This is a genomic window from Pseudomonadota bacterium (assembly GCA_039024915.1).
Lineage (GTDB): Bacteria > Pseudomonadota > Alphaproteobacteria > Rhizobiales > MH13 > MH13.
Genome location: JBCCPK010000006.1, coordinates 215,691 through 242,184, shown reverse-complemented (window position 1 = coordinate 242,184; position 26,494 = coordinate 215,691). Strand labels below are relative to the sequence as shown.

Below are 26,494 nucleotides of genomic sequence, written 5' to 3'. Positions count from 1 at the left end.
GCCGGGCTCGGCTGGCCCTCTGCCCATCCGCCTTTTCTGGAAATCGACCTCGGCGCGCTGCTGAAAAGGCTCCCGTCGCATGTCAATCAAGGACCAATACGCAATGCGCGATCCTCACGACCTTACGATGAACACGCTCGTACCGATGGTGGTCGAGCAGTCAAACCGTGGCGAGCGGGCATTCGATATCTACTCGCGGCTTCTGCGCGAGCGCATCATCTTTCTCACCGGTCCGGTTGAGGACTACACCGCGTCATTGATATGCGCCCAGCTTCTTTACCTTGAGGCTGACAACCCATCAAAAGAGATCGCGCTGTACATCAATTCGCCCGGTGGCGTGGTGACGTCCGGTATGGGCATCTATGACACCATGCAGTTCATCAAGCCCGCTGTTTCGACCATCTGTATCGGTCAGGCCGCGTCCATGGGTTCGCTTCTTCTGACGGCGGGTGAAAAGGATGCGCGATTCATTTTGCCCAACGCACGGGTTATGCTGCATCAGCCGTCTGGCGGTTTTCAGGGGCAGGCCTCAGACATCGAGCGCCATGCTGCCGATATCTTGAAAATGAAGCGGCGCCTGAACGAGATTTACGTGACCCACACGGGCCGCGATTTTGAGACCATAGAGGCGACGTTGGACCGCGATCATTTCATGACAGCGGAAGAAGCCAAGGACTTCGGCATCGTCGATGAGGTCATCACCTCCCGTGCGGCGCTTGAAGGTGGGAGCGATTGACGCTTTAATCCACGCAAAGGCATGGGCCTCACCGCTCATGACTAAACTCTACGCGCTTGGAATCTCAGCGCTTGGCGCAACGGCTTCACGTGCGGTTCAGCCGCCGTTTACGTATGCGGGGAAATTGCTGTGAACGCCTGTCGTGCGTTAACGATTGAGGCGGACGAAAGGTCTACAGTATAGGCGACTCTCAGAGGGTACGCCCGGCGGCTCGCGATGAGGTGATGTTCGCAGGCTGCTTAGGTTGTTGACGAGCGTGGCCGAAACGGGCCAACTGCGATTGTAAGGGGGCGCGCGGGAGCGTGCACAACAGCGGCAGAAAAGGTGCCGCTTCGGAGAACGTGAATATGAGCAAATCCAGCGGCGGCGATTCAAAGAACACTCTGTACTGTTCGTTCTGCGGCAAGAGCCAGCACGAAGTGCGAAAGCTCATCGCCGGACCGACAGTTTTTATCTGCGATGAGTGCGTCGAGCTGTGCATGGATATCATCCGCGAAGAGAACAAGACCTCGATGGTCAAGTCTTCGGACGGAGTCCCGACGCCGCAGGAGATTCTCCAGGTCCTTGATGATTACGTGATCGGCCAGCCCCAAGCGAAGCGTGTTCTGTCTGTCGCTGTGCACAACCACTACAAGCGTCTGCATCACGCATCGAAGAATGCCGACATCGAGCTGGCGAAGTCGAACATCATGCTGATCGGGCCCACCGGTTGTGGCAAAACACTGCTGGCGCAGACCCTCGCTCGGATCATTGATGTGCCGTTCACGATGGCAGACGCAACCACGCTGACTGAAGCGGGGTATGTTGGTGAAGATGTTGAGAACATCATTCTGAAGCTGCTGCAGGCCGCTGACTACAACGTCGAGCGCGCGCAGCGCGGAATCGTTTACATTGATGAGGTCGACAAGATCTCGCGGAAATCGGACAATCCATCGATCACCCGCGATGTGTCAGGTGAGGGCGTCCAGCAGGCGCTTTTAAAGATCATGGAAGGGACCGTGGCGTCTGTTCCGCCCCAGGGGGGCCGGAAGCATCCGCAACAGGAATTTCTTCAAGTCGACACCACCAATATTCTGTTCATTTGTGGTGGTGCGTTCGCTGGTCTCGACAAGATCATCTCCGACCGCGGGCGGCAAACGTCAATCGGCTTCAAGGCCGCTGTCGAAGATCCCGACGCCCGAAAGGTTGGAGAACTGTTTGCCGAGGTCGAACCGGAAGATCTGGTCAAGTTCGGCCTTATCCCAGAGTTCGTCGGCAGGCTTCCCGTAGTCGCAACGCTCATGGATCTTGACGTCGAAGCGCTCGTTTCGATCCTCAAGGAGCCAAAGAACGCCCTCGTCAAGCAATACCAACGCCTGTTCGAGATGGAGGAAGTTCAGCTTACTTTCCAGGAAGAGGCACTCGAGGCTGTGGCCAACAAGGCTATTGAGCGGAAGACAGGCGCGCGCGGGTTGCGGTCGATCATGGAAACGATTTTGCTTGATACCATGTTCGAGCTGCCGGCCATGGACGGCGTGGAACAGGTGGTTATCTCCGACGAAGTTGTCTCCGGTTCGGCCCGTCCGTTGTACATTTACGCTGATAAGGAAGAGCCGCAGAAAACGGCTGACGCTTCCTGATATCCCACCGTTAAAGCGATCGAATGTGACAGTGGCGTACCTCGGCGAGGGCTGAGGTGTGCCAGCGTCAACACCGCATGCTCCGCCCTCACTTTCGTCGCGCACCACGCGGTTCGGGTGAGGCGTCAAAAACACATGTTTGGGATGCGTGCCTTCGTCCAGTTGAAAATCGTGCCGCTTGCGCCCAAGTTCGTTGCAACAACGCTGAGAGCGTGATTCTCTGCTGGTACTAGAGTTGGCGTCCGACTCGCGTGCCGTGCCCCTCTCGTGATGACGGGCACCATGCAGCTGCGTAAAACGCCTAGTCGCGTTCCCGGCAGTTCCCCTTGCGGCCCACAGAACCGCAGGGCACCAAGCACGCAAATGCTTCGTTTTGGGTCTGATTGCTTCTCAAACCCCGCGCGTGTGCCATGGTGTCCGTACCAAAGGCTAAGATTATGACTGATCAAACCACCGACTATTCTGCCGCTTATCGCGATGCCGAACCGAGCGCGCATCCGGTACTTCCGCTGCGTGATATTGTGGTGTTTCCCCATATGATCGTGCCGCTGTTTGTCGGACGAGAGAAATCGATCGCCGCCCTTGAGGAGGTCATGCGCTCAGACAAGCAGATTGTGCTTGCGACCCAGATGAGTGCATCGGACGATGATCCTGGACCGGACGGCATTTACACGATTGGTACGATCGCCAACGTGCTCCAATTGCTGCGGCTGCCCGATGGCACAGTGAAGGTGCTCGTCGAGGGCACCGATCGGGTCGAAATTGTGCGCTACCATGAGCGTGAAGAGTTTCATGAGGCGGACATTCACGCGCTCATTGAGGACCATGGCGAAGAGGTCGAAGTTGAGGCTTTGGCGCGCTCGGTGACAGCTGAGTTCGAAAACTATGTGAAGCTCAACAAGAAGGTCTCGCCGGAAGTTATTTCTGCAATCACGCAGATTGAGGGCTTCTCAAAGCTCGCCGATACGGTTGCCTCACACCTTGCGGTCAAGATCGCTGACAAACAGCAAGCACTCGCGACGATTTCGGTTGCAGCGCGGCTCGAGCAGGTGCTCGCGCTCATGGAGAGCGAGATATCTGTTTTGCAGGTCGAAAAACGCATCCGTAGCCGGGTCAAGCGGCAGATGGAGAAGACCCAGCGCGAGTATTACCTCAACGAGCAGATGAAAGCGATCCAGAAGGAACTCGGTGAGGGCGAGGACGGCAAGGACGAACTGTCCGAACTCGACGAGAAGATCGAAAAGATCAAGCTGTCCAAGGAGGCCCGCGAGAAGGCTCGTGCGGAGATGAAGAAACTGCGCGCAATGAGCCCAATGTCCGCCGAGGCGACGGTCGTGCGCAATTACCTCGACTGGCTGCTCGGCTTGCCGTGGGGCAAGCGCTCTCGGATTTCCGTCGACCTGGAGAAGGCGCAACGCATCCTTGATGACGACCATTACGGTCTCGATAAGGTCAAGGAACGGATCGTTGAGTATCTTGCCGTGCAAGCGCGGTCGAACAAGCTTCGTGGCCCGATCCTGTGTCTCGTCGGCCCTCCGGGCGTCGGTAAGACGTCGCTTGGCAAGTCGATTGCGACGGCCACCAAGCGGGAGTTCGTGCGGATTTCGCTCGGTGGTGTTCGCGATGAAGCCGAGATTCGCGGCCACCGGCGCACCTATATCGGTTCGATGCCCGGCAAGGTCATCCAGTCGATGCGCAAAGCCAAGAAGACCAACCCGCTCTTCCTTCTCGACGAGATCGACAAGATGGGCATGGACTTCCGCGGTGATCCGTCATCGGCGCTCTTGGAGGTGCTCGACCCTGAACAGAACTCGACATTTGCCGACCACTATCTTGAGGTCGACTATGACCTGTCGAATGTGATGTTCGTGACGACGGCGAATACGCTCAACATTCCCGGACCTTTGATGGATCGGATGGAGATCATTCGCATCGCCGGTTACACCGAAGATGAGAAGATCGAGATCGCGCGTCGCCACCTTATTCCGAAGGCCATCAAGAACCACGGGCTGAAGCCCGAGGAGTTCACAATTGATGATGAAGGCCTGCGGATGGTTATCCAGCGCTACACGCGCGAGGCTGGCGTGCGTAATCTCGAGCGTGAGCTGTTCTCGCTGGCGCGCAAATCGGTCAAGGCGATCATGCTTGGAACGATGCAGACTGTTGATGGCCAGACGATCGATATCGAGCGCGCTTCAATCACCGTCGACAATGTACCCGATTTTCTCGGCGTGCCGAAATTCCGGCATGGTGAGATCGAGGATGATGATCAGGTCGGTGTGGTCACGGGTCTGGCATGGACCGAGGTTGGCGGTGAGTTGCTGACTGTTGAAGGTGTCATGATGCCCGGCAAGGGTAAGATGACCGTCACGGGCAACCTGCGTGACGTCATGAAGGAATCGATTTCCGCAGCGGCGTCCTACGTGCGCTCTCGGGCGGTTGATTTCGGTATTGAACCGCCGGCGTTCGACAAGACTGATATCCACGTCCACGTGCCTGAAGGCGCGACACCGAAAGATGGACCGTCTGCCGGTGTCGCTATGGTGACGGCGATTGTGTCCATGATGAGTGGCATTTCGGTGCGCCATGATGTGGCGATGACCGGGGAGATCACCTTGCGCGGTCGGGTACTCCCGATCGGCGGACTGAAGGAGAAATTGCTGGCTGCGCTGCGCGGTGGGATCAAAAAGGTGCTCATCCCCGAAGAGAACGCCAAGGACCTTGCAGACATCCCCGAGACGGTGAAAAACGCTTTGGAGATCGTGCCGGTTGCGCGCATGGATGAGGTTCTTGAGCACGCGTTGGTCTCCAAGCCAACGCCGATTGAATGGTCTCCTGAAACGGTGGCCAGTGAGAATGAGACGACCGAAGAGGTGGACCAGTCCGGAAGCCTCGTGGCGCATTAGGCGCTCTCAGCCGTCTAATCATCCACAGGTCGGGCCCTTTGGCCAAGAAAAAGTGCAAAAAACCCCGGTTTTCCGGGGTTTTTTGTTGTCTTTGATAAATAAGATCGACATTGTCACGTGGCTAAAGGCGGCTCGATTCGGTCGCCAATAATTGGGTGTGTCTGGCTGCCAGGCCGTGCGGGTCTAAGGAATAGCGATCGCCCCCGACATGGAGATTTTTGAGAATGAACAAGAGCGAATTCATCACAGCCGTGGCTGACAAGGCGGGCATGGCGAAAGCTGACGCTACAAAGGCTGTGGACGCTGTTTTCGACACCATTTCGTCTGCGTTGGCGTCTGGCGACGAGGTACGCATGACCGGATTCGGCAACTTCACCGTCACACATCGCGCCGAGAGCAAGGGCCGTAACCCCTCGACAGGCGCGGAAATCACGATCCCGGCATCCAAGCGGCCGAAGTTCTCGGCGGGTAAGGCCCTTAAGGACGCTGTCAACACGTAGAGACCTTGCGAAGCTCTCGTAAGCTTGACGAGCAAAACAGCATGTATCAACGCCCGGCACTGCCGGGCGTTTCTGTTGTGCCTCACTGTCGCGTGCAGTCAGCGGTGAGGCTGCCCTCTTTTGGCTGCAGGCGGCACGCTGCGCAGTTTGGCGGTTGCGAGCAACCAACCTTTGCCAATGCGGCGAGGTATCTTGATGTTGCAATTGATCGCTGGCGCTTCTAAGCACGAGCGTAGCGATGAACGTTGTTCGTCGCCAGGACAGTGGGCGGTTAGCTCAGCTGGGAGAGCATCTCGTTTACACCGAGAGGGTCGGGGGTTCGAGCCCCTCACCGCCCACCATCTGTCCATTTGCTCGTGTTTGACTGGCATGGCTGACCACCACAACAGGGCTTTGCATGCGACTGCTAACCTAACCAGGCGCGGGTACCGACGGATGAGCGATAAGAGCCAAAGCGCTCATCCGGAAACATGCTTCAAGCGTACAGGTCGGGTGAGGGTTGGTGTGATGCGCGTTGCCCGTCATTCATGAGGTAGACGCCTATATGCCGTTTCACCAAGATGTTTCGCTTCATCCGGACTTTGAGGCTGCCGTCCGGGCGACGCATTCTCGGCCTGCGCTACCGGTCGCGCTCCCTTCGATCGTTGATCACGCCGTCATTTTGGTTGGTGAAACCGGCCCGAGCCAGGATCACGCGCGCATCCTTTCTGCAATCGAGCACCTGAAGAATTTTGCGATCGAGAAGGATGCGCACGGGGAGGTGGTAGCCACCGACGGGGAGAGCCAGATCAAGTGGGAGCGGCACACCGAGTTCATCGCGCTCACGCAAATTACACCGAACAAGCAACAGCATGCGACGGAGCTCGCGACAGCGCGCTTTCACGCTATCGTTGCGGAGCTTGCACCCAAAGAACACCGGGACGAAAACGCCCAACAGGGCGCAAGCCTGTTTTCGCGCACCCGTGTCAATGTCGATCTGGCGCCAGAAGGTGATGACCTGCGAACACGCAGCGTTCCAGCAACCGACAAGTTGAGCGGCGCGTTCGATCCCAACGAGCGAAACCTGTTGCAGGTCATCATGAGCGGCGGCGCAATCCGGCTCAGTACGACGCTTCACCACACATCCGAAGGATTGATCGCTTACCAGGCCGAACTCAAACGCACCGATGGCCAGGCTGCCAGCCCCAATCGCGTTGGCAGATATGTGCAGCGGGTCATCGAAGTCGAAAGCTACCGCTTGCTTGCCTACCTCGCGGTGCCAATGATGCAGGAGTTGGGCTCGCGTGTGTCGGAACTTGAGGCCCGGGTGAACGCGATTGCGCAGCGCGCAACGCAAGATCCAAAGCCGAAAGAGGAAGCGGCCATCCTAACCGAACTGACCATGGTTTCCGCGGAGCTGCAATCGATCGGTTCGGCTTCGGAGTTTCGCTTTGCGGCATCGCTTGCCTATGCGGCCATTGTCGACGAGCGGATTGCCAGCCTGCGCGAAGAGCGGATCGAGGGCTACCAGCGACTTTCAACCGCTGTGAAGCGGCGGCTCGACCCGGCCATGCGTAGCGCCAAGGCGTTGCTTGCACGGCAAGAACAGATTGCTGGCCGCATCGGGTATGTGACTGATCTGCTGCGCACACGCGTTGACCTCAGTCTGCAAGACCAGAATGCCAAGGTGCTGCGGTCGATCGATGATCGCGCCAACGCTCAACTGCGGTTGCAGAGGGCGGTCGAAGGCCTGTCTGTGGTTGCGATAACCTACTACATGCTGGGGATACTCTCTTACCTCGTCGATGGTGCCTTCGGTGGGCCGTTCGGCTTGACGTCAAACTGGGTACAGGCGGCGCTGGTCATCCCTGTCGTGGCGCTGGTCTTTTTCGGCGTGCGGCAGGCGCGCATCCGCGCCGAAGCGGCAGATGAAAAGCGAGAAGAGTAGCGCCTGAAACTGGACCGATGGGAAGCGACGCAAGAGCGGTTTCAGACTGGTCATTCCAGCTTGACTTGGCCTATACCCTGCCGTATCCCGGCGCATCTCTAACGCCTTACAGCGTTTTGCGCGGCTGTAGCTCAGTTGGTTAGAGTGCCGGCCTGTCACGCCGGAGGTCGCGGGTTCGAGCCCCGTCAGCCGCGCCACTTTGATTTTCAATCCATACGTTGCCCGATTACAGCTGCCGGAGTGCGTGTACAGGACTGCTCTGCGTGATCGAGATTCGTCTGGATCCGTTCCTCACATCAACACCTTTGCGCGCCAAGCTGTTGCGGTGAAATGACCCGATGCGGTCCCCGGACGAATGGTGGTAACGAAACGTAAGCATATCCGCGTACTGATGCGTACGCGTGAAAACGTTTTCGCTTTTGCCAAAGGCAGGATTGACCCTACATGTGAGTGCGGTAAGCACCGTGTATCGGGAATACAAAATTTAGCAGTTTGCGGAGGTGGCGCGTGGAAGCGTTGCTGGCGGAATATCTGCCTATTCTGGTCTTCTTTGGCCTATGTTTGGTCATCGGGTTGGCGCTTTTAATCGCGCCTTTTGTCATTGCTTATAAAAATCCTGACCCGGAGAAGCTATCGGCCTATGAGTGCGGCTTCAACGCGTTCGACGACGCACGGATGAAGTTCGATATCCGGTTCTATCTCGTAGCCATTCTTTTTATCATTTTCGATCTCGAAGTTGCGTTCCTGTTCCCATGGGCTGCGACCTTCGGCGATCTGGGTCTTTTCGGCTTCTGGTCGATGATGATCTTCCTTGGGGTGCTGACCATCGGCTTCATCTATGAGTGGAAGAAAGGGGCCCTCGAATGGGATTGATCGACCCGAGCGGCAAGCCGCTACGCCCTTCGCCGCTTTATGCCCAGGCTGAGCCCGCGATTGCCCCAGCACCTGTCGGTGCCACCGACCCTTCTGGCAAACCTGTCGGCTGGGACGACCCATTCTTCACTGGCGTCAACGATGAACTGGCGGACAAGGGTTTTCTCGTTACCTCCGCCGACAAGCTCATTCAGTGGGCTCGGCAGGGTTCGCTGATGTGGATGACGTTCGGGCTGGCGTGCTGCGCTGTCGAGATGATGCAGATGTCCATGCCGCGTTATGACGCCGAACGGTTTGGTTTTGCACCGCGGGCGAGCCCGCGCCAGTCAGACGTGATGATCGTTGCTGGCACGCTGACGAACAAGATGGCTCCTGCCTTGCGCAAGGTGTACGACCAGATGCCTGAGCCTCGTTACGTGATCTCGATGGGCTCGTGCGCCAACGGCGGCGGATACTATCACTACTCGTACTCAGTCGTGCGTGGGTGTGATCGTGTCGTCCCAGTCGACATTTACGTTCCCGGTTGCCCGCCAACGGCCGAAGCACTGCTCTACGGCGTTTTGCTCTTGCAGAAGAAGCTGCGTCGCACGGGAACCATCGAACGGTAGGCGCGTTCGAAGATTGAGCTGCGCATGCCTCATCATAACTTGCTGAAGACGTCAGAGTTCTGAAAGATGCATACGGGCAAATACGAATCTATCGGCAAGACCAAGGCAAACAGTGGGTATCGATAATGGCAGATATGCTCGCCCCGCAGGATGAAACGCTCGACGAGTTGGCAGATATGCTGGCAAATAGGCTGGGCGTTGAACGCGAGGATATGCGCGTCGACCATGGCCATGTTTCGATCGCGCTGGGGCTGGGAGATCTCTTATCGGCAGTCCGCACGGTTCGGGATGACCCTCAGCTGGGCTTTGTCAACATTATTGACATTTGCGGTGTCGACCACCCGGCGCGCGAACGCCGCTTTGACGTGGTCTACCATTTCCTGTCGCCAACACAGAACGCGCGGCTTCGGCTGACGGTCCAGACCTGTGACCGGACACCCGTGCCCTCGCTGACAGAGTTGTTTCCCGGTGCCGACTGGTTCGAGCGGGAAGCTTACGACATGTACGGCATTCTGTTTTCCGGACACCCGGATCTGCGCCGCTTGCTGACCGATTATGGGTTTGATGGTTATCCGTTGCGCAAAGACTTCCCGCTTACGGGCTTCGTCGAGGTTCGCTACGACGATGAACAAAAGCGCGTTCTTTACGAGCCGGTCCGCCTCAACCAGGAGTTCCGCGACTTTGATTTCGTATCACCTTGGGAGGGCACCGATTATGTCATCCCCGGCGATGAAAAAGCGACAGACGAGAAGGCTGGCTGATCGATGAACGTGATGCCAACCAACACGACGGGTGAGACCCAGGTCCGTCAGTTTAACATTAACTTCGGCCCGCAACACCCTGCCGCCCATGGCGTTTTGCGTTTGGTGCTTGAACTCGACGGCGAGATTGTGGATCGCGTTGATCCGCATATTGGCCTGCTGCATCGCGGCACCGAGAAGTTGATCGAACACAAGACCTACCTGCAAGCCGTCCCGTATTTCGATCGCCTTGATTACGTCGCGCCGATGAACCAGGAGCATGCATTTGCTCTGGCCGTCGAGCGCATGTTGGGCATCGAGGTGCCGCGGCGCGGGCAATTGATCAGGGTGCTTTATTCAGAGATTGGTCGAATTCTGTCGCACCTCCTGAACATCACCACACAGGCGCTCGACGTCGGCGCGCTGACGCCGCCGCTTTGGGGCTTTGAAGAGCGTGAAAAGCTAATGGTGTTCTACGAGCGGGCCTGTGGTGCCCGCATGCATGCGGCCTATTTCCGGCCCGGCGGTGTGCACCAGGACCTGCCGCAGGACCTCATCGATGATATCGAAGCGTGGTGCGATCCGTTCCTTGAGATCGTCGACGACATTGATCAGCTTCTGACTGGCAACCGTATTTTCAAGCAGCGCAATGTCGATATTGGTGTCGTGCCGCTTGACGAGTGCTGGGCGTGGGGCTTCTCCGGCGTCATGGTTCGCGGTTCGGGAGCTGCATGGGATTTGCGCAAGTCCCAGCCCTACGAATGCTACGAGGAATTCGAGTTCGACGTTCCCATTGGCAAGAACTGTGATTGCTACGACCGGTATCTGATCCGCATGGAGGAGATGCGCCAATCGGTTTCCATCATGAAGCAGGCCATAGCCAAGCTGAATGAGCCCGAAGGGAAAGGGCCTGTCGCGTTCACCGACAATAAGGTTGTGCCGCCCAAGCGCGGTGAGATGAAGCGCTCGATGGAGGCCTTGATCCACCACTTCAAGCTTCACACCGAAGGCTACCATGTTCCGGAGGGCGAGATTTACGCTGCCGTGGAAGCGCCCAAGGGCGAATTTGGGGTCTATTTGGTCGCTGATGGATCCAACAAACCCTACCGCTGCAAGATCCGCGCTCCAGGCTTTGCCCACCTGCAGGCGATGGATCACATTTGCCGCGGTCACCAGCTGGCCGACGTGTCTGCAATCCTGGGGTCACTCGATATTGTTTTCGGCGAGGTCGACCGATGAGCGTATCAGCGTCATCTGCTGCTGTCAGTGAAGCGATAACAGCGCCGGATATCAGCGGTGATATTGTGGTCGACTACCGTACGGGCGCGGTTACGGGCGCAGCACCACACGAGCGTCTTGCCTTGTTGGGTTTGCGGATTGCGGCGTCCCTGCTTGTGCCCTTGGAGAACCTTGGGTTTTCTAAGATTGCCAAGCTCGTTCGTATTGTGCTGCCCAGCAAGAAAATGGTGCTCATGCGCCTCGATGACGATGCGCTGCTTCGGGTTCCCTATTGCGATCCCTATTGGGGCTCCCTTGTGCGCCCACAGCAGGACGAACACCAGGAGATCAACACGTTTGTGCGGATGATGCGTGAGGTTCCCTATGCGTTCCTCGACTGCGGCGCCAACTATGGCATCTGGTCGGTCCGGGTCACCGGCAACGCAGCCGGTCATAAACCGTCTGTGGCGATCGAAGCGGCGAGCGATACGTTCGGCATCCTGGAGGCTAACCAGGCGCTCAACGGCAACCGCTTCCGGATCATGAACAAGGCGATTGGCAAGGTTAGCGGCGAGCACGTGAAAATCTACGGCGAAAAGCATGAAGCCCGCTCAACCGTCGCGCCGGACGAAACCAGCAAGCCCATTCTCGACTGCGAGACCATCAGCCTCAATGATGTGGCAGCGCTTGATGATTTCGAAGGGTTCGTGACGTTTGTCGTGAAGCTGGACGTGGAAGGGGTTGAGATTGAAGCTCTGGAGGGCGCGCAACAATTGATCGACTCCGATACCGTCGTTTTGTTTGAGGAACACGGCTCAGACCCCACCCACGAGGTTTCAGACTTTGCGATGAACACCTTGGGTATGAGGCTCTTCTTTTTTCACAACGACCAGGTGCGCGAAATCACCGAGCTCAAGCAGATCGACGCCATCAAAACGTCAAAGCGCCAAGGATACGACATGGCTGGGACGACGAGCCAAAAATGGATCGATCGCATCACGCCGCTGATCAGAACCGGAACGGAGGGCTAGGCGACCAATGGCCGTTCGAAGATTAGCTCCCGCTGAGGTTCAACCAGCTGAGTTCGGTTTCACACCGGATAATGCCATGTGGGCCGAAAAGCAGATCGCAAAATATCCCGAGGGGCGCCAAGCGTCTGCGGTCATTCCCCTGCTTTGGCGGGCGCAGGAGCAGCATGAAGGCTGGCTTCCAGAGCCGGCTGTTCGCAAAGTGGCCGAGATGCTGGATATGCCGTTTATCCGCGTGCTCGAAGTTGCCACCTTCTACACGATGTTTCAGCTCAAACCCGTAGGCAAGAAAGCGCATATCCAGGTGTGCGGCACGACGCCGTGTATGCTGCGGGGTGCAAATGAGTTGAAGGATGTTTGCCGCCGCAAGATTGCCCATGAGCCATTCGAGCTGTCTGACGATGGCGATTTTTCGTGGGAAGAGATGGAGTGCCTGGGTGCCTGCGTAAACGCGCCCATGCTCCAGATTTTCAAGGATACCTACGAAGACCTGACCCCAGACAAGCTGGAACAACTGATCGACGATATTGCCGCCGGCAATCCGGTGACACCAGGTCCGCAGAATGGTCGGCATTTCTCGGTTCCCGAAGGCGGTCTGACTACGCTCTTGGATCTCGATGGCGGCGAAGCGGGCGGCAAACCCGTTCCGCACGTCGTCGACGGTGCGCCGGCAACGATTGGCTCTGTGGCCGGGTTCTCCATAAACGGGGAAGGTGGCATGCCCGCTGGCGCGGTGACGCCGAAAACACCGGCCAACAAGGCAAAAAAGAAAGCGGCGCCAGCCAAAGCCGCAACAGCGGCCCCTGTTTCCGGTCCCTCGGCAAGCGAAAAGGCTGCTTCCAGCCAACCCGTGGCGCTGGACGCCGCGCGCGATGGCAAGGCGGACGACCTCAAGCGGATTAAGGGCATAGGCAAGGTGCTTGAGGGCAAGCTCAACGGTCTTGGCATCTGGCATTTTGATCAGATCGCAGCGTGGGGTGATGAACAGACCAACTGGGTCAATTCGCACCTGAGCTTTTCGGGCCGCATCCAGCGTGAGGACTGGATCGAGCAGGCAAAGGCGCTTGTTGAGAGCGCAGCGGATGAGGAGAAAGGGTAAGCCTCTATGCTTGAGGATAAAGACCGCATCTTCACCAACATCTATGGCCTGCATGATTGGGGGCTTAAGGGCGCGATTAAGCGCGGCCATTGGGACGGCACGAACGCCATCCTCGAGAAAGGGCGTGATTGGATCATCGACGAGATGAAGGCATCTGGTCTGCGCGGTCGTGGTGGCGCTGGTTTTCCGACCGGCTTGAAATGGTCGTTCATGCCAAAAGAGGTTGGCGAGCGGCCGCACTATCTTGTCGTGAATGCCGACGAATCCGAGCCCGGGACCTGTAAGGACCGGGAGATCATGCGCCACGATCCGCACACGCTGATCGAAGGCTGCCTGATTGCCAGCTTCGCGATGCAGGCGCACACCTGCTATATCTACATTCGGGGCGAATATATCCGCGAGCGCGAGAGGCTCGAAGCGGCTATCGATCAAGCCTATGACGCGGGGCTGATCGGCAAGAACAACAAAAACGGTTGGGATTTCGATATCTACGTCCACCACGGCGCGGGCGCCTACATCTGTGGCGAAGAAACGGCGCTTCTTGAAAGCCTCGAAGGCAAGAAGGGGCAGCCGCGTCTCAAACCGCCATTCCCGGCCAATGTTGGCCTCTACGGTTGCCCGACAACGGTAAACAACGTCGAATCGATCGCTGTCGCACCCACGATCCTCAGGCGCGGCGGCGCTTGGTTTGCGGGCTTCGGCAAGCCCAACAACACCGGCACAAAACTGTTTTGCGTGTCCGGCCACGTGAACCAACCGGCGACATTCGAGGAAGAGATGTCTGTTCCCTTCCGCGAGCTGATCGACAAACATTGCGGTGGCATGCGCGGCGGCTGGGACAATCTTCTGGCTGTCATACCAGGTGGATCATCGGTACCGTGTGTGCCGGCTGATCAGATCGTTGATTGTCCGATGGACTTTGACAGCCTGCGCGAACTGAAGTCTGGTCTGGGGACCGCGGCGGTCATTGTCATGGACAAGTCGACCGATATCATTCGCGCGATTGCGCGCATCTCCTATTTTTATAAGCACGAGAGCTGTGGGCAGTGTACCCCGTGTCGCGAAGGTACTGGCTGGATGTGGCGGGTGCTGGAACGGATGGCGCGCGGCGAAGCGCAAAAGCGCGAAATCGACATGCTGCTCGATGTGACCTATCAGGTTGAGGGGCACACCATCTGTGCCCTCGGTGATGCGGCGGCTTGGCCGGTTCAGGGGCTTATTCGCCATTTCCGCCCTGAGATTGAGGCGCGGATCGACAGCTACACCCATAACGCCGGTAATGGCGAGAAACTCGAGGAAACGCTTATTGCAGCGGAGTAGAGGCCCAACGCCGGCAACCGGCGATGGTTCACAACGATTTGCAATGAGAAAGGATGCATCATGATGGATGCCTGGATCAAAAACTGGACGTCTTCGTCCGAAACAAACGTCACCCCTTGGTCGCTGATGACCGATACGGTGCCGAGCCTAACCGATGGGACTCCGCCGATCTGGCTGAGCACCTTCAGCGCGCCTGCGCTTATGTCTGCGGCGGCGGTGAGCACGGCTGGAGCGACCTGGCTCGGCCTCTGGATGAGCACCGCAACGGCTCCGATGGCGGCTTACAGCGCTTTGGTAAGTGCTCCTGACGCCATCAAACCCGCCAAAGTCACCAAGAAAGCTCCGGCGAACACCGCAGCGAAATCTGCAACGGCAAAAACACCGACCCCAAAGACACCCGCTGCTAAAGCGTCGGTATCGAAGGCACCAACAACCAAGAAGCCCGTTGGCAAAACCGCACCTGTCGCCAAATCTGCAGCCACAAAGACATCAGCTGGAAAGCCATCAGCCGCAAAGACAACGGCTGCCAAAACAGCGGCTGCCAAGTCAGCGGTTGCTAAGTCAGCGGTTGCCAAGGCAACGTCTACAAAGTCGACCGCCGCCAAGGTAGCCCCGGTCAAAGCCGCCAGCGCGAAGGCTGCTACCAAAGGTGCGCAACCGAAGAAGGCGGCGACCAAGCTCAATGATCGTCCGTCTGGTCTAGACGCTCCGCGGTCGGGTGGCGCCGATGATCTTAAAAGAATTTCCGGCGTCGGGCCGAAGTTGGAAACGGTTCTCAACGATCTTGGCATCTACCATTTCGATCAGATCGCATCGTGGAAAAAGGCGGAGATCGCATGGGTCGACGATTATCTCCGTTTCAAGGGTCGCATTGAGCGCGACGGCTGGATCAAACAGGCGAAAGCTTTCGCCACCGAAGCGGCCTAAGGCATGCAGCTAGCCGAGGTGAACATTGCCGAATGGAAGGTGCCTCAGGATAGTCCTGAGGCCCGCACCTTCTTGGGAGCGATCGACAAGGTGAATGCCGTTGCCGAACGCTCTCCCGGCTTTGTTTGGCGGCTGACCGACCCGGGTGTTCATGATCCGTGGCGTGGCCAGAACGTGATCGTGAACCTGAGCGTTTGGGAAAGCCCAAAGGCGTTAGAGAACTATGTTTGGAACACCGTTCATCGTGCGATCTATCGCAAGAAGGAACAGTGGTTCAGCGCCATGCGCATGGCGCATTTTGCAATGTGGTGGGTGGATACGGGACACCGACCAAATTTGATCGAGGCCAAAGACCGACTTGATCATATGCATGCGCATGGCAACTCAGATCGGGCATTTGGTTGGGAACATCTGCCCCACATCAAACTCTGGCAAAACCAGCGCTGCGGTTAAGGGCCGTACGGGAAAGAAATCGGGCAAAATTGATGAGCGATACGCGCACCATCATCGTCGACGGTAGTGAAGTTGAGGTTCCGGATCACTACACGCTTCTGCAGGCGTGTGAGGAGGCGGGCGCCGAAGTACCGCGCTTCTGTTACCATGAGCGTCTGTCGGTGGCCGGCAATTGCCGCATGTGCCTTGTTGACCTTAAAGGAGCGCCCAAGCCGATTGCGTCATGTGCCTGGGGCGTACGTGATTGCAGGCCGGGTCCCAACGGCGAGGCGCCTGAGGTCTCCACTCGTTCCCCGCGGGTCAAGAAAGCGCGGGAAGGGGTGATGGAGTTTCTCCTCATCAATCACCCGCTTGATTGCCCGATCTGCGACCAGGGCGGGGAGTGTGACCTGCAAGACCAGGCGATGGCGTACGGCGTCGACAAGAACCGCTTTGAAGAGAACAAGCGCGCCGTTGAAGACAAGGATATCGGGCCGCTCGTCAAAACGATCATGACGCGCTGTATCCATTGCACGCGCTGTGTGCGGTTCACCACGGAGGTTGCCGGGGTTTCGGATCTCGGCGCGACCGGTCGCGGCGAGGATATGGAGATCACCACCTATCTCGAAGCGGCGATGGCTTCCGAGCTACAGGGGAATGTGATTGATCTGTGCCCCGTCGGCGCCCTGACATCGAAGCCTTACGCTTTTAAGGCGCGCCCTTGGGAGCTGACCAAGGTCGAGAGTATCGATGTGATGGACGCGGTTGGTTCTGCGATCCGGGTCGATGTGAAAGGCCGCGAGGTGATGCGGATCATGCCTCGGTTGAACGAGGCGATCAACGAAGAGTGGATCTCGGACAAGACCCGTTTTGTTTGGGATGGGCTTCGCACCCAGCGGCTCGACCGGCCCTATGTCCGCGAAAACGGAAAGCTGCGAGCCGCGAGCTGGGGCGAAGCGTTTTCGGTTATTGCTGAGAAGGTAAGTGGCACAGCCCCGGACCGCATAGGCGCCTTGGCGGGCGATCTGGCCGGCGTTGAGGAAATGTACGCGCTCAAGCGGCTCTTGGCTTCGTTGGCTTCACCCAACATGGACTGCCGAACTGATGGCACGGCGCTCGACCCTGCCCATGGCCGCTCAAGTTACCTGTTTAACGCAACCATTGATGGGATCGAGGATGCGGACGCGATTGTGCTTGTCGGCACAAACCCACGGGTCGAGGCGCCGATCGTCAACGCCCGCATTCGCAAGGCATGGCGGGCTGCACCCCTTCCCATTGCCTTGATCGGTGAACCCGCTGATCTCACCTACGATTACGAACATATTGGCGAGGGTGCGCGTGAGCTTGCTGCCCTTCTTGATCGCAAGCCGGCCAAAGCCGAACGACCGATGATGATCGTCGGGCAGGGCGCTTTGAGCGGCCCCAATGGGGCAGATGTTCTCGCGCTCGCGGTGAAGGTCGCCCAGAAGCATGGCGTCATCACAGACAGCTGGAACGGGTTCTGCATTCTGCACACCGCAGCTGCGCGCGTCGGTGGGCTCGATGTGGGGTTCGTGCCTGGTGACGGCGGCAAAGGTGCGGGTGCTATTGCCGCGGGCGGCGTGGACGTCCTGTTCAATCTGGGAGCCGACGAGCTGGAAATCGATCCGTCCGTATTCACGGTCTACATTGGAACACATGGGGATCGGGGGGCGCACCGCGCCGACGTGATCTTGCCTTCGGCTGCCTACACGGAAAAGTCCGCGACCTATGTGAACACGGAAGGGCGCCCGCAGCAGACGCAACGTGGCGCTTTCCCGCCCGGTGAAGCGAAGGAAGACTGGGCGATCATTCGCGCACTTTCGGCGCGCCTTGCACACACATTGCCTTTCAATTCACTCGATGAGCTGCGCGCAGCGCTTTACGCGGAGGTACCGCATTTGGCCAATCTCGAGACCGTCGAAGCCGCGGACACAAATGGGTTGTCCGCCTTAGCTGCCGGCGCGCCACAGACGGTCAAGGCAGCCAAGTTCACACCTGCCATCAATGATTTTTATTTGACCAACCCAATTGCCCGGGCATCGAAGGTGATGGCGGAGTGCTCTGCAACGCTCACGCCAGCACCGCTGGCGCAAGCGGCGGAATAGCGGGGTAGTGGGTATGGAAGGTTTCTGGGCAACCTACGGCTGGCCGTTCATCGTGATGCTGGCGCAGAGCTTGCTGCTGCTTGTCGTGCTGCTGGTCACGATAGCCTATGTGCTGCTGGCCGATCGCAAAATCTGGGCGGCCGTTCAGCTGCGTCGCGGGCCGAACGTTGTCGGGCCGTGGGGACTGCTGCAATCCTTCGCCGATCTGATGAAGTTCGTCTTCAAGGAGCCCGTAATCCCATCGGGCGCCGACAAGACTGTCTTCATACTTGCGCCGCTGATCACTGTAACGCTTTCGCTGCTCGCCTGGGCGGTCATCCCGGTGGCGGAAGGCTGGGTCATTTCCGACATCAATGTCGGCATCCTGTATGTGCTCGCGATCTCGTCGCTTGGCGTTTACGGCGTGATCATGGCCGGCTGGGCATCAAATTCGAAATATCCTTTCCTGGGCGCTTTGCGCTCTGCCGCGCAGATGGTCTCTTACGAGGTGTCGATCGGCTTTGTGATTATCTGCGTCCTTTTGCTCGTGGGTTCGCTTAATCTGTCCCAGATCGTTCTGGCGCAGGACGCAGGCATTGGGACAAGGCTAGGCTTACCGCCGTCGTTTCTTGATTGGCATTTCCTTCCGCTCTTCCCGATGTTCATCGTGTTCTTCATCTCCGCGCTGGCCGAGACGAATCGGCCACCCTTCGACCTGCCGGAAGCGGAATCGGAACTTGTTGCGGGCTTCATGGTCGAATACGGCTCGACGCCGTACATGATGTTCATGCTTGGCGAGTATGTCGCCATCGCACTGATGTGTTCGCTAACCGCGATCCTGTTTCTCGGCGGCTGGCTTCCCATCATCGACATTCCGCCGTTTTCTTGGATTCCGGGCGTTGTCTGGTTTCTGCTTAAATCCTTCGCGGTGTTCTTCATGTTCTCCATGGTGAAGGCGTTTGTGCCGCGTTACCGGTATGATCAGCTCATGCGGTTGGGGTGGAAGGTCTTCCTGCCGCTATCGCTGTTCATGGTTGTCGCAACCGCCGCGTTCCTGCAATTCACCGGTACAGCTCCTTGAGCGGCCTCGTTGGGAGAAAGATCTGATGCAGCTTGATCAAGCCGCCAAATCACTACTCCTGAAGGAGTTTGTCGGCGCTTTTGTGCTGTCGATGCGCTACTTCTTCAAGCCGAAGGCGACGTTGAATTATCCCTTCGAGAAGGGGTACGTTTCGCCGCGTTTCCGCGGCGAGCACGCGCTGCGTCGCTATCCCAACGGCGAAGAGCGTTGCATCGCCTGCAAACTGTGCGAAGCGATTTGCCCGGCGCAAGCCATCACGATCGAGGCTGGCCCGCGCCGCAACGACGGAACGCGCCGAACGACGCGCTACGACATCGACATGGTCAAATGCATCTATTGCGGCCTTTGCCAGGAGGCTTGCCCGGTGGACGCCATTGTTGAAGGTCCAAACTTTGAGTTCGCGACGGAGACGCGCGAAGAGCTGTATTACAACAAGGAAAAACTGTTGGAGAACGGGGAGCGTTGGGAGCGAGATATCGCCAAGTCGCTGGAACTTGATGCCCCCTATCGCTAACACCGCAACGGTGCGTGTCAGCTTGGCGCGCTCGATGAAGATGTCGCGCGCCACCGCACAAAGCATGAATGTTCAAGCTTGCGCGCCGAGATAAACTCCAAAAAGGGCCGCCACTGGGCTGATCGATGGTTCTGACCGCACTTTTCTTCTACCTGTTTGCAACAATAACCATCGCATCCGCGTTCATGGTGGTCGCTGCGCGCAACCCCGTGCACTCGGTGCTGTTTTTGATTTTGGCGTTTTTCAACTCCGCCGGCTTGTTCATGCTGGCTGGTGCCGAGTTCCTCGCGCTGCTTTTGATCGTCGTCTATGTCGGCGCGGTCGCGGTGCTCTTCCTGTTCGTCGTCATGATGCTCGATGTCGACTTTGCCGAGTTGCGGCAAGGGTTTCTCCAATATCTGCCAATCGGTGCGCTGGTCGCCATCATCTTGGCGCTCGAACTGGCGCTGGTCCTGGGCGCCACGGTGCTCGACGCCGAAGTGGCCCTGGAGACGGGCATGCCGATGCCGCCGCTTGAGGAAATCAGCAACATCGAAGCGCTCGGCCTCGTGCTGTACACCGATTACGTCTATTTCTTCCAGGCGGCCGGCATGATCCTGCTGGTCGCCATGGTCGGCGCAATCGTGTTGACGCTGCGCCAGCGTGAGGGCGTGAAACGGCAGGTCATTGCGCGCCAGAATGCGCGGACGCCGGAAACGGCAATCGAAGTGGTCAAGGTAAAGTCGGGGCAGGGTCTGTAGCAGGCCCTTCCAGCAAGATTTGCGCGCCTCTAGAGGCGTTCGCAAGCGGGGGATAGAACACAAGCGATGGCAATCGGACTAGGCCATTACCTGACAGTTGGTGCGATCCTGTTCACGCTGGGCGTGTTCGGCATCTTCATCAACCGCAAGAACGTCATCATCATCCTGATGTCGGTCGAGTTGATCCTGTTGGCGGTCAACCTCAACCTCGTTGCCTTCTCCTTCTATCTGCAGGACATGGCGGGGCAGATCTTCGCACTGTTTATCCTCACGGTCGCAGCCGCCGAGGCGGCGATCGGCTTGGCGATCCTGGTCGTTTTCTTCCGTAATCGCGGCACCATCGCCGTCGAAGACATCAACATGATGAAGGGCTGAGCGGGCCATGCTGTCAGCCATCGTTTTCCTTCCGCTCATCGGTTTCCTCGTCGCGGCGTTTTTTGGCAAGCTTCTCGGACATAGGCCCGTTGAGATCATTACGACCTCACTCGTGGGCTTGGGGGCCGTTCTTTCCTGGGTGGTGTTCATCCAGACTGGCTTTGGGCATGGCGAAGCGGCGGAGGCGGTCGAACATTCCGGGCTGATGTCGCTGATCGGTACCGCTGGTAACGGCCATGCCTACGAACGGGTCCAGGTGCTGCACTGGATTTCGTCGGGTGACTTCACTGTCGATTGGGCGTTCCGCCTCGACACGCTGACGGCGGTGATGCTGGTTGTCGTCAATTCGGTTTCGGCGCTCGTTCATCTGTATTCGATGGGCTACATGAGCCACGATCCGCATCGCTCACGCTTCTTCGCGTACCTGTCGCTTTTCACCTTCGCCATGCTGATGCTCGTGACGTCCGACAATCTCCTGCAGATGTTCTTCGGCTGGGAAGGCGTGGGCGTTGCATCGTACCTACTTATCGGTTTCTGGTACAAAAAGGCGTCGGCCAATTCGGCTGCGATGAAGGCGTTTATCGTTAACCGCGTTGGCGACTTTGGCTATCTGCTCGGAATTTTCGGGATCTTCGTCCTGTTCGGCTCTGCCGAGTTCGAAGTGATCTTCCGCGAAGCGCCGGAATTTGCGGATGCGACCTTCATGTTCCTGGGAATGGAGGTTCACGCGCTGACCGCTTGCTGTCTGCTGCTGTTCATGGGCGCGATGGGTAAGTCGGCGCAGTTTCTGCTGCACACCTGGTTGCCCGACGCCATGGAGGGGCCCACACCTGTTTCGGCACTCATTCATGCAGCAACCATGGTTACCGCTGGCGTGTTCCTCGTGGCGCGTATGTCGCCAATCTTCGAGTACGCGCCCAACGCTTTGGCATTCGTCACCTTCATCGGCGGAACGACGGCGATCTTCGCGGCGACGGTTGGTCTCGTTCAGAATGACATCAAGCGCGTCATTGCCTACTCAACCTGCTCGCAGCTGGGCTATATGTTCGTCGCTCTGGGCGTCGGAGCTTATTCGGTTGGCATCTTCCACCTGTTCACGCACGCCTTCTTCAAGGCGCTTCTGTTCCTTGGTGCCGGATCGGTAATCCATGCGGTCAGCAACGAGCAAGACATGCGCAAGATGGGCGGGCTGTGGAACAAGATCCCGTTCACCTACGCGATGATGATCATTGGCACGATCGCCCTCACAGGATTCCCGTACACGGCAGGGTACTTCTCAAAGGATGCCGTCATCGAAGCGGCCTATGCCGCCGGACCGGGGATCGCGCGCTACAGCTTCTGGCTCCTCGTCATCGCAGCGGCGCTGACCAGCTTCTACTCATGGCGGCTGATTTTTCTAACATTTCACGGCGCGCCGCGCGCCTCGGCCGATGTCATGAGCCATGTGCATGAGTCGCCCAAGGTGATGACAGTTCCGCTCGCGCTCCTGGCAGTCGGAGCGCTTCTTTCGGGGATCGTCTTCGAACATTCGTTCGCCTACGAAGACGGGTTCGAGCACTTCTTCCGCGAGAGCATCTTCATGCTGCCGACCAACGAGATACTTCACGATCTGCACTATGTGCCCCAGTGGGTGATCCGCTCGCCGCTTGTGATGATGATCCTGGGATTTGTCGTCGCCTACGTGATGTACATTCGGGCGCCGCATCTGCCCGGCCAGCTCGCAGCGAGGCACGATCTCGCCTACAAGTTCTTGCTCAACAAATGGTACTTTGACGAGCTCTACGACATGGTCTTTGTGCGGCCCGCCAAATGGCTTGGCGGCCTACTGTGGAAGGGTGGCGACGGGAAAGTCATTGATGGGTTCGGCCCGAACGGCGTCGCCGCGCGTGTTCTCGACGTGACGGGGAGGGTGGTAAAGCTGCAGACCGGTTTCGTGTATCACTACGCCTTCGCGATGCTGATCGGCGTGGCGGCCTTGATTACCTACTTCATGTTCGCGGGCCTGTAAGCGATGTTCGACTGGCCCATTCTTTCGATTGTTACGTTTCTGCCGCTCGTCGGTGTGCTGCTGATCCTCTTGATCCGCGGCGACGATGAGATTGCTGACCGGAACATTCGCAATACAGCGCTGTTCACGACGATCGTCACCTTCATCGTATCTCTGTTCATCTGGGGCGGTTTCGATCCGACGAACCCCGGTTTCCAAATGGTGGAGGAGACGGCATGGCTCGGCGGTCTGATCACCTACAAGATGGGTGTTGACGGCATCTCTATGCTGTTTGTCATCCTGACGACCTTCCTGATGCCCGCCTGTATCCTTGCGAGCGCCGCGATAAAGACGCGCGTCAAGGAATACATGATCGCGTTTCTCGTTCTTGAAACGCTCATGATAGGCGTGTTCTGCGCCCTAGATATCGTAATCTTCTACATCTTCTTCGAAGGTGGCCTGATCCCGATGTTCATCATTATCGGGGTTTGGGGCGGCAAGCGCCGCATCTATGCGAGCTTCAAGTTCTTCCTCTACACGCTGCTCGGCTCGGTGCTGATGCTGCTTGCGATCATGGCGATGTATTGGAACGCCGGATCGACCGATATCGAGGTGCTGCTTGCGCACGATTTTCCGGCCGACATGGAATTCTGGCTTTGGCTCGCCTTCTTCGCGTCGTTCGCGGTCAAAATGCCCATGTGGCCCTTCCACACCTGGTTGCCCGATGCGCATGTGGAAGCGCCAACCGCTGGTTCGGTCATCCTAGCCGGTATCCTTTTGAAAATGGGCGGTTACGGCTTCCTCAGATTCTCGCTGCCGATGTTCCCCGAAGCAAGCGAACTGTTCGCGCCGCTCGTCTTCGTGATGTCGGTGGTGGCGATCATCTACACCTCGCTGGTCGCGATGGTGCAGGAGGATATCAAGAAGCTCATCGCTTACTCGTCGGTCGCGCATATGGGCTTCGTGACGATGGGCATCTTCGCGCTGAACGAGCAAGGGATCCAGGGCGCGATCTTTCAGATGATCTCCCATGGCTTCATCTCGGGCGCGCTGTTCCTGTGCGTCGGCGTTGTCTACGACCGGATGCACACGCGCGAAATCAAGGCCTATGGCGGCCTGGTTCATCGGATGCCGCTTTACGCTACCATCTTCATGGTCTTCACCATGGCGAATGTCGGGCTGCCAGGTACATCGGGATTCGTTGGCGAATTCCTGACCCTCCTGGGCGCGTTTCAGGCCAACACCTGGGTCGCTCTTTTCGCCACAACGGGTGTTATCTTGTCGGCCTGCTATGCGCTGTGGCTGTACCGTCAGGTCATCTTTGGTCCGCTCGAGAAAGAGAATCTCAAGGCTATCAGCGACGTCAATGCGCGCGAATTGGTCGTGCTCGTGCCGCTCGTGGTGCTGACGATCTTCTTTGGCGTCTACCCATCGCCAATCAATGACGTAACGGCTGCGACCGTGGCCTTGGTTGTCGACCAAGTGGACTCAGCGTTGGCAGCGGCGGAGTTGGCCCGGGACGCGCTCAGTGCGACCGCACCATAGATCAGGAAGACACATTTCATGTTGCAACCTGCTGTTCCTGACTTGATGCCCGCGCTGCCGGAAATCGTTCTGGCGATCGGTGCCATGGTGCTGTTGATGCAGGGCGTGTTCCGCCGCGATGACACCACAAACTTGCTGACGGGGCTCACCATCGGCCTGTTCATCGTTGCGTTGGTGCTTGTGCTGCTTGTGCCCGGCGGTACCACTATGAACGGCGCGTTCGTCATGGACGAGTTCGCGCGGACGATGAAGGTGCTGATCTTTGGCTCGGCGGCAATTGCCTTGTCGCTGGGGGTCGATTTTGTTCAACGGGAGGGCTACGGGCGCTTCGAGCTCCCCATTTTGCTGATGCTAGCGACATTGGGCATGAGCATGATGGTGTCAGCCAACACGCTGATCGCGCTGTATCTGGGCCTCGAACTGCAGGCGCTCGCGCTCTACGTAACCGCTGCGATCAACCGGGACTCGGCTCGGGCGGCGGAGGCGGGGCTGAAGTACTTCGTTCTTGGCGCGCTTTCATCGGGGATGTTGTTGTACGGCGCGTCGCTCGTTTATGGCTTTACCGGCCACACGGAGTTTGGCGCGATAGCTGAAACCCTCGGAACCGGTGGCGTACCTGTTGGCGTTGTCTTTGGTCTGGTCTTCATGATGGCCGGCTTTGCGTTCAAGATCTCGGCCGTTCCCTTCCACATGTGGACGCCGGACGTTTACGAAGGGGCGCCTACACCCATCACCGCATTCTTCGCCGCCGCACCAAAAATCGCAGCAATGGCACTCCTTGTGCGGGTCGCAATTGATGCCTTCGAACCGGCAACGCGGGAATGGCAGCAGGTTCTGTCCTTCATCGCCATCGCCTCGATGGTGCTTGGTGCCTTCGCGGCCATTGGCCAGAACAATATCAAGCGGCTGATGGCCTATTCATCGATTGGCCACATGGGCTTTGCGTTGGTTGGCCTGGCCGCTGGAACCCAGGCCGGAGTGCAAGGTGTCGTTATCTACATGGCGATTTATGCCGCGATGACGCTTGGGACGTTCGCGATCATCCTGTCGATGCGGCGCACGAACGGCATGGTTGAGGATATATCAGAGCTTTCAGGGCTCGCGCGAACCAACCCGACGCAAGCGTTCTTTCTTGCGATGCTCCTGTTCTCGCTTGCTGGCATACCCCCGCTCGCCGGGTTCTTCGCTAAGTATTTCGTGTTTTTGGCAGCCATCGAAGCCGAGTTGTATGTCCTGGCGGTGATCGGCGTTCTGGCCAGCGTTGTGGGGGCCGTCTACTATCTGCGGATCATCAAGATCATGTATTTTGATGACCCGCTGGAAGCTTTTGAGCCCGCTGCCATAGAACTGCGAACCGCGACGCTCGCGTCCGGTTTGTTTGTCGTCTTTTTTGTCTTGGTTGCCGGGCCGATCACTGCGTGGGCTGGCCGTGCGGCGGCGAGCCTTTTCTGAGCCCTCGTGTCCGGTCTGCCGCATCACCACGTTCCGCAAGTCGGATCGACCATCACTGCGAGCTGGGATCTGGCGGAGGCTGGCGCGGATGTCCCGTTCTGGTTGACCGCAGATGAGCAGCTCGCCGGTCGGGGCCGTGGCGGTCGGCTATGGTCGTCGAAACCCGGAAATCTGTACTCAACCTATCTTGGACCTGCACCCACGGTTGATGGGGCCGCGTTGCTACCGTTCGCGGTCGCCTTGGCCGTGCATGATGCGATTGCACCCGCCTTGCCTGAACAGCTGCAACCTGCGTTACGGCTCAAATGGCCGAACGATGTCCTTCACGACGGCGCCAAGATTGCCGGCATTCTGATCGAAAAGCGTCAGGGGCGGGTGGCTATCGGCATCGGCATCAACGTAGCGCATGCCCCTCAAATACCGGGGCGGAGGACCATAGGTATTTCGGCGTTAGGGGCGCCTGCGAACGTCAGCGATATCTTCGAGGCTCTCACCGCGGCAATGGCCAAACGACTAACGCAGTTGGATACAAGGCCGCAGACAATCGGGCCGGCATGGACAGCTAAGGCGGTCGGTGTGGGAGCGCCCGTTGTCGTTGATCGCGGTGAAGAAACCTGGGAGGGGACATTTGACCATCTTGCGGCCGATGGGGCGCTTATGCTGCGTGTCGCCTCGGGAGCGATGCGTCCAATCTACGCGGGCGATCTCTTCATTAGCGATCAGTCCGCTTAGCGCGCCGAGCTTGCTGATAACGCCCGATAA

General features: G+C 58.1%; 23 protein-coding genes and 2 tRNA genes. All 25 read left to right on the top strand.

What is annotated here, in order from left to right; all coding sequences use genetic code 11:
• The first annotated feature begins 103 nt into the window (after positions 1-103).
• The 25 genes from AAF739_13565 to AAF739_13445 all read left to right on the top strand — a co-directional run bounded on the left by AAF739_13565 (position 104) and on the right by AAF739_13445 (position 26,464).
• The gene (locus AAF739_13565; protein MEM6383697.1) at positions 104-736 is read left to right on the top strand and encodes an ATP-dependent Clp protease proteolytic subunit; all 633 of its coding nucleotides are present in this window, start codon (positions 104-106) and stop codon (positions 734-736) included.
• Positions 737-1,083: 347 nt separating this feature from the next.
• Entirely contained in the window at positions 1,084-2,355 is a 1,272-nt protein-coding gene (gene clpX, locus AAF739_13560; GenBank protein ID MEM6383696.1) for an ATP-dependent Clp protease ATP-binding subunit ClpX, read from the top strand.
• Positions 2,356-2,792: 437 nt separating this feature from the next.
• Positions 2,793-5,261, top strand: coding sequence for an endopeptidase La (lon, locus tag AAF739_13555; protein ID MEM6383695.1), 2,469 nt, complete (start codon positions 2,793-2,795; stop codon positions 5,259-5,261).
• 224 nt (positions 5,262-5,485) lie between these two features.
• Entirely contained in the window at positions 5,486-5,761 is a 276-nt protein-coding gene (locus AAF739_13550; protein ID MEM6383694.1) for an HU family DNA-binding protein, read from the top strand.
• Positions 5,762-6,026: 265 nt separating this feature from the next.
• A tRNA-Val gene (locus AAF739_13545) sits at positions 6,027-6,102 on the top strand.
• A 203-nt stretch (positions 6,103-6,305) separates the two neighbouring features.
• Complete coding sequence (locus AAF739_13540) at positions 6,306-7,688, top strand: DUF3422 domain-containing protein (GenBank protein MEM6383693.1); 1,383 nt, start codon at positions 6,306-6,308, stop codon at positions 7,686-7,688.
• Positions 7,689-7,808: 120 nt separating this feature from the next.
• Positions 7,809-7,885 (top strand) — tRNA-Asp (locus AAF739_13535).
• 310 nt (positions 7,886-8,195) lie between these two features.
• Entirely contained in the window at positions 8,196-8,561 is a 366-nt protein-coding gene (locus AAF739_13530) for an NADH-quinone oxidoreductase subunit A (protein ID MEM6383692.1), read from the top strand.
• Positions 8,552-9,169, top strand: coding sequence for an NADH-quinone oxidoreductase subunit B family protein (locus AAF739_13525; protein MEM6383691.1), 618 nt, complete (start codon positions 8,552-8,554; stop codon positions 9,167-9,169). The genes AAF739_13530 and AAF739_13525 overlap by 10 nt, the downstream gene beginning before the upstream one ends.
• Positions 9,170-9,294: 125 nt before the next feature.
• Entirely contained in the window at positions 9,295-9,930 is a 636-nt protein-coding gene (locus AAF739_13520) for an NADH-quinone oxidoreductase subunit C (protein MEM6383690.1), read from the top strand.
• A gap of 12 nt (positions 9,931-9,942) precedes the next feature.
• The gene (locus tag AAF739_13515; protein MEM6383689.1) at positions 9,943-11,148 is read left to right on the top strand and encodes an NADH-quinone oxidoreductase subunit D; all 1,206 of its coding nucleotides are present in this window, start codon (positions 9,943-9,945) and stop codon (positions 11,146-11,148) included.
• Entirely contained in the window at positions 11,145-12,158 is a 1,014-nt protein-coding gene (locus tag AAF739_13510; protein ID MEM6383688.1) for an FkbM family methyltransferase, read from the top strand. Before AAF739_13515 ends, AAF739_13510 begins: the two co-directional genes overlap by 4 nt.
• A 7-nt stretch (positions 12,159-12,165) precedes the next feature.
• Entirely contained in the window at positions 12,166-13,254 is a 1,089-nt protein-coding gene (nuoE, locus tag AAF739_13505) for an NADH-quinone oxidoreductase subunit NuoE (GenBank protein ID MEM6383687.1), read from the top strand.
• 6 nt (positions 13,255-13,260) lie between these two features.
• The gene (gene nuoF, locus AAF739_13500; GenBank protein MEM6383686.1) at positions 13,261-14,574 is read left to right on the top strand and encodes an NADH-quinone oxidoreductase subunit NuoF; all 1,314 of its coding nucleotides are present in this window, start codon (positions 13,261-13,263) and stop codon (positions 14,572-14,574) included.
• Positions 14,575-14,634: 60 nt separating this feature from the next.
• The gene (locus AAF739_13495; GenBank protein ID MEM6383685.1) at positions 14,635-15,501 is read left to right on the top strand and encodes a hypothetical protein; all 867 of its coding nucleotides are present in this window, start codon (positions 14,635-14,637) and stop codon (positions 15,499-15,501) included.
• A gap of 3 nt (positions 15,502-15,504) precedes the next feature.
• Positions 15,505-15,954, top strand: a complete 450-nt coding sequence (locus AAF739_13490; GenBank protein MEM6383684.1) for a DUF3291 domain-containing protein — start codon at positions 15,505-15,507, stop codon at positions 15,952-15,954.
• Between the two features lie 32 nt (positions 15,955-15,986).
• Entirely contained in the window at positions 15,987-18,059 is a 2,073-nt protein-coding gene (nuoG, locus tag AAF739_13485) for an NADH-quinone oxidoreductase subunit NuoG (protein MEM6383683.1), read from the top strand.
• A 13-nt stretch (positions 18,060-18,072) separates the two neighbouring features.
• Positions 18,073-19,119, top strand: a complete 1,047-nt coding sequence (nuoH, locus tag AAF739_13480) for an NADH-quinone oxidoreductase subunit NuoH (protein ID MEM6383682.1) — start codon at positions 18,073-18,075, stop codon at positions 19,117-19,119.
• Between the two features lie 25 nt (positions 19,120-19,144).
• Positions 19,145-19,633: an NADH-quinone oxidoreductase subunit NuoI gene (gene nuoI, locus AAF739_13475; GenBank protein ID MEM6383681.1), complete on the top strand. Its 489-nt coding sequence runs from the start codon at positions 19,145-19,147 to the stop codon at positions 19,631-19,633.
• Positions 19,634-19,758: 125 nt separating this feature from the next.
• The gene (locus tag AAF739_13470; GenBank protein ID MEM6383680.1) at positions 19,759-20,373 is read left to right on the top strand and encodes an NADH-quinone oxidoreductase subunit J; all 615 of its coding nucleotides are present in this window, start codon (positions 19,759-19,761) and stop codon (positions 20,371-20,373) included.
• A 66-nt stretch (positions 20,374-20,439) separates the two neighbouring features.
• Positions 20,440-20,748: an NADH-quinone oxidoreductase subunit NuoK gene (gene nuoK / locus AAF739_13465; GenBank protein MEM6383679.1), complete on the top strand. Its 309-nt coding sequence runs from the start codon at positions 20,440-20,442 to the stop codon at positions 20,746-20,748.
• A gap of 7 nt (positions 20,749-20,755) precedes the next feature.
• Positions 20,756-22,756 carry an NADH-quinone oxidoreductase subunit L gene (gene nuoL / locus AAF739_13460; protein ID MEM6383678.1) on the top strand — a complete coding sequence of 667 codons (2,001 nt, stop codon included), beginning with the start codon at positions 20,756-20,758 and terminating at the stop codon, positions 22,754-22,756.
• Positions 22,757-22,759: 3 nt separating this feature from the next.
• Positions 22,760-24,280 (top strand): NADH-quinone oxidoreductase subunit M, encoded by a 1,521-nt coding sequence (locus AAF739_13455; protein ID MEM6383677.1) that lies wholly within the window; start codon positions 22,760-22,762, stop codon positions 24,278-24,280.
• An 18-nt stretch (positions 24,281-24,298) separates the two neighbouring features.
• A complete protein-coding gene (gene nuoN, locus AAF739_13450) occupies positions 24,299-25,732 on the top strand; it encodes an NADH-quinone oxidoreductase subunit NuoN (protein MEM6383676.1) in 1,434 nt (477 codons plus the stop codon).
• A 6-nt stretch (positions 25,733-25,738) separates the two neighbouring features.
• On the top strand, positions 25,739-26,464 hold the full coding sequence (locus AAF739_13445; GenBank protein ID MEM6383675.1) for a biotin--[acetyl-CoA-carboxylase] ligase: 726 nt from the start codon (positions 25,739-25,741) through the stop codon (positions 26,462-26,464).
• Positions 26,465-26,494 lie beyond the last annotated feature (30 nt).

Coding starts and splice junctions, on each gene's coding strand:
- AAF739_13565 (MEM6383697.1), top strand. CDS start 104: ATGCGCGATCCTCACGACCTTACGATGAACACGCTCGTACCGATGGTG.
- clpX (MEM6383696.1), top strand. CDS start 1,084: ATGAGCAAATCCAGCGGCGGCGATTCAAAGAACACTCTGTACTGTTCG.
- lon (MEM6383695.1), top strand. CDS start 2,793: ATGACTGATCAAACCACCGACTATTCTGCCGCTTATCGCGATGCCGAA.
- AAF739_13550 (MEM6383694.1), top strand. CDS start 5,486: ATGAACAAGAGCGAATTCATCACAGCCGTGGCTGACAAGGCGGGCATG.
- AAF739_13540 (MEM6383693.1), top strand. CDS start 6,306: ATGCCGTTTCACCAAGATGTTTCGCTTCATCCGGACTTTGAGGCTGCC.
- AAF739_13525 (MEM6383691.1), top strand. CDS start 8,552: ATGGGATTGATCGACCCGAGCGGCAAGCCGCTACGCCCTTCGCCGCTT.
- AAF739_13520 (MEM6383690.1), top strand. CDS start 9,295: ATGGCAGATATGCTCGCCCCGCAGGATGAAACGCTCGACGAGTTGGCA.
- AAF739_13515 (MEM6383689.1), top strand. CDS start 9,943: ATGCCAACCAACACGACGGGTGAGACCCAGGTCCGTCAGTTTAACATT.
- AAF739_13510 (MEM6383688.1), top strand. CDS start 11,145: ATGAGCGTATCAGCGTCATCTGCTGCTGTCAGTGAAGCGATAACAGCG.
- nuoE (MEM6383687.1), top strand. CDS start 12,166: ATGGCCGTTCGAAGATTAGCTCCCGCTGAGGTTCAACCAGCTGAGTTC.
- nuoF (MEM6383686.1), top strand. CDS start 13,261: ATGCTTGAGGATAAAGACCGCATCTTCACCAACATCTATGGCCTGCAT.
- AAF739_13495 (MEM6383685.1), top strand. CDS start 14,635: ATGATGGATGCCTGGATCAAAAACTGGACGTCTTCGTCCGAAACAAAC.
- AAF739_13490 (MEM6383684.1), top strand. CDS start 15,505: ATGCAGCTAGCCGAGGTGAACATTGCCGAATGGAAGGTGCCTCAGGAT.
- nuoG (MEM6383683.1), top strand. CDS start 15,987: ATGAGCGATACGCGCACCATCATCGTCGACGGTAGTGAAGTTGAGGTT.
- nuoH (MEM6383682.1), top strand. CDS start 18,073: ATGGAAGGTTTCTGGGCAACCTACGGCTGGCCGTTCATCGTGATGCTG.
- nuoI (MEM6383681.1), top strand. CDS start 19,145: ATGCAGCTTGATCAAGCCGCCAAATCACTACTCCTGAAGGAGTTTGTC.
- AAF739_13470 (MEM6383680.1), top strand. CDS start 19,759: ATGGTTCTGACCGCACTTTTCTTCTACCTGTTTGCAACAATAACCATC.
- nuoK (MEM6383679.1), top strand. CDS start 20,440: ATGGCAATCGGACTAGGCCATTACCTGACAGTTGGTGCGATCCTGTTC.
- nuoL (MEM6383678.1), top strand. CDS start 20,756: ATGCTGTCAGCCATCGTTTTCCTTCCGCTCATCGGTTTCCTCGTCGCG.
- AAF739_13455 (MEM6383677.1), top strand. CDS start 22,760: ATGTTCGACTGGCCCATTCTTTCGATTGTTACGTTTCTGCCGCTCGTC.
- nuoN (MEM6383676.1), top strand. CDS start 24,299: ATGTTGCAACCTGCTGTTCCTGACTTGATGCCCGCGCTGCCGGAAATC.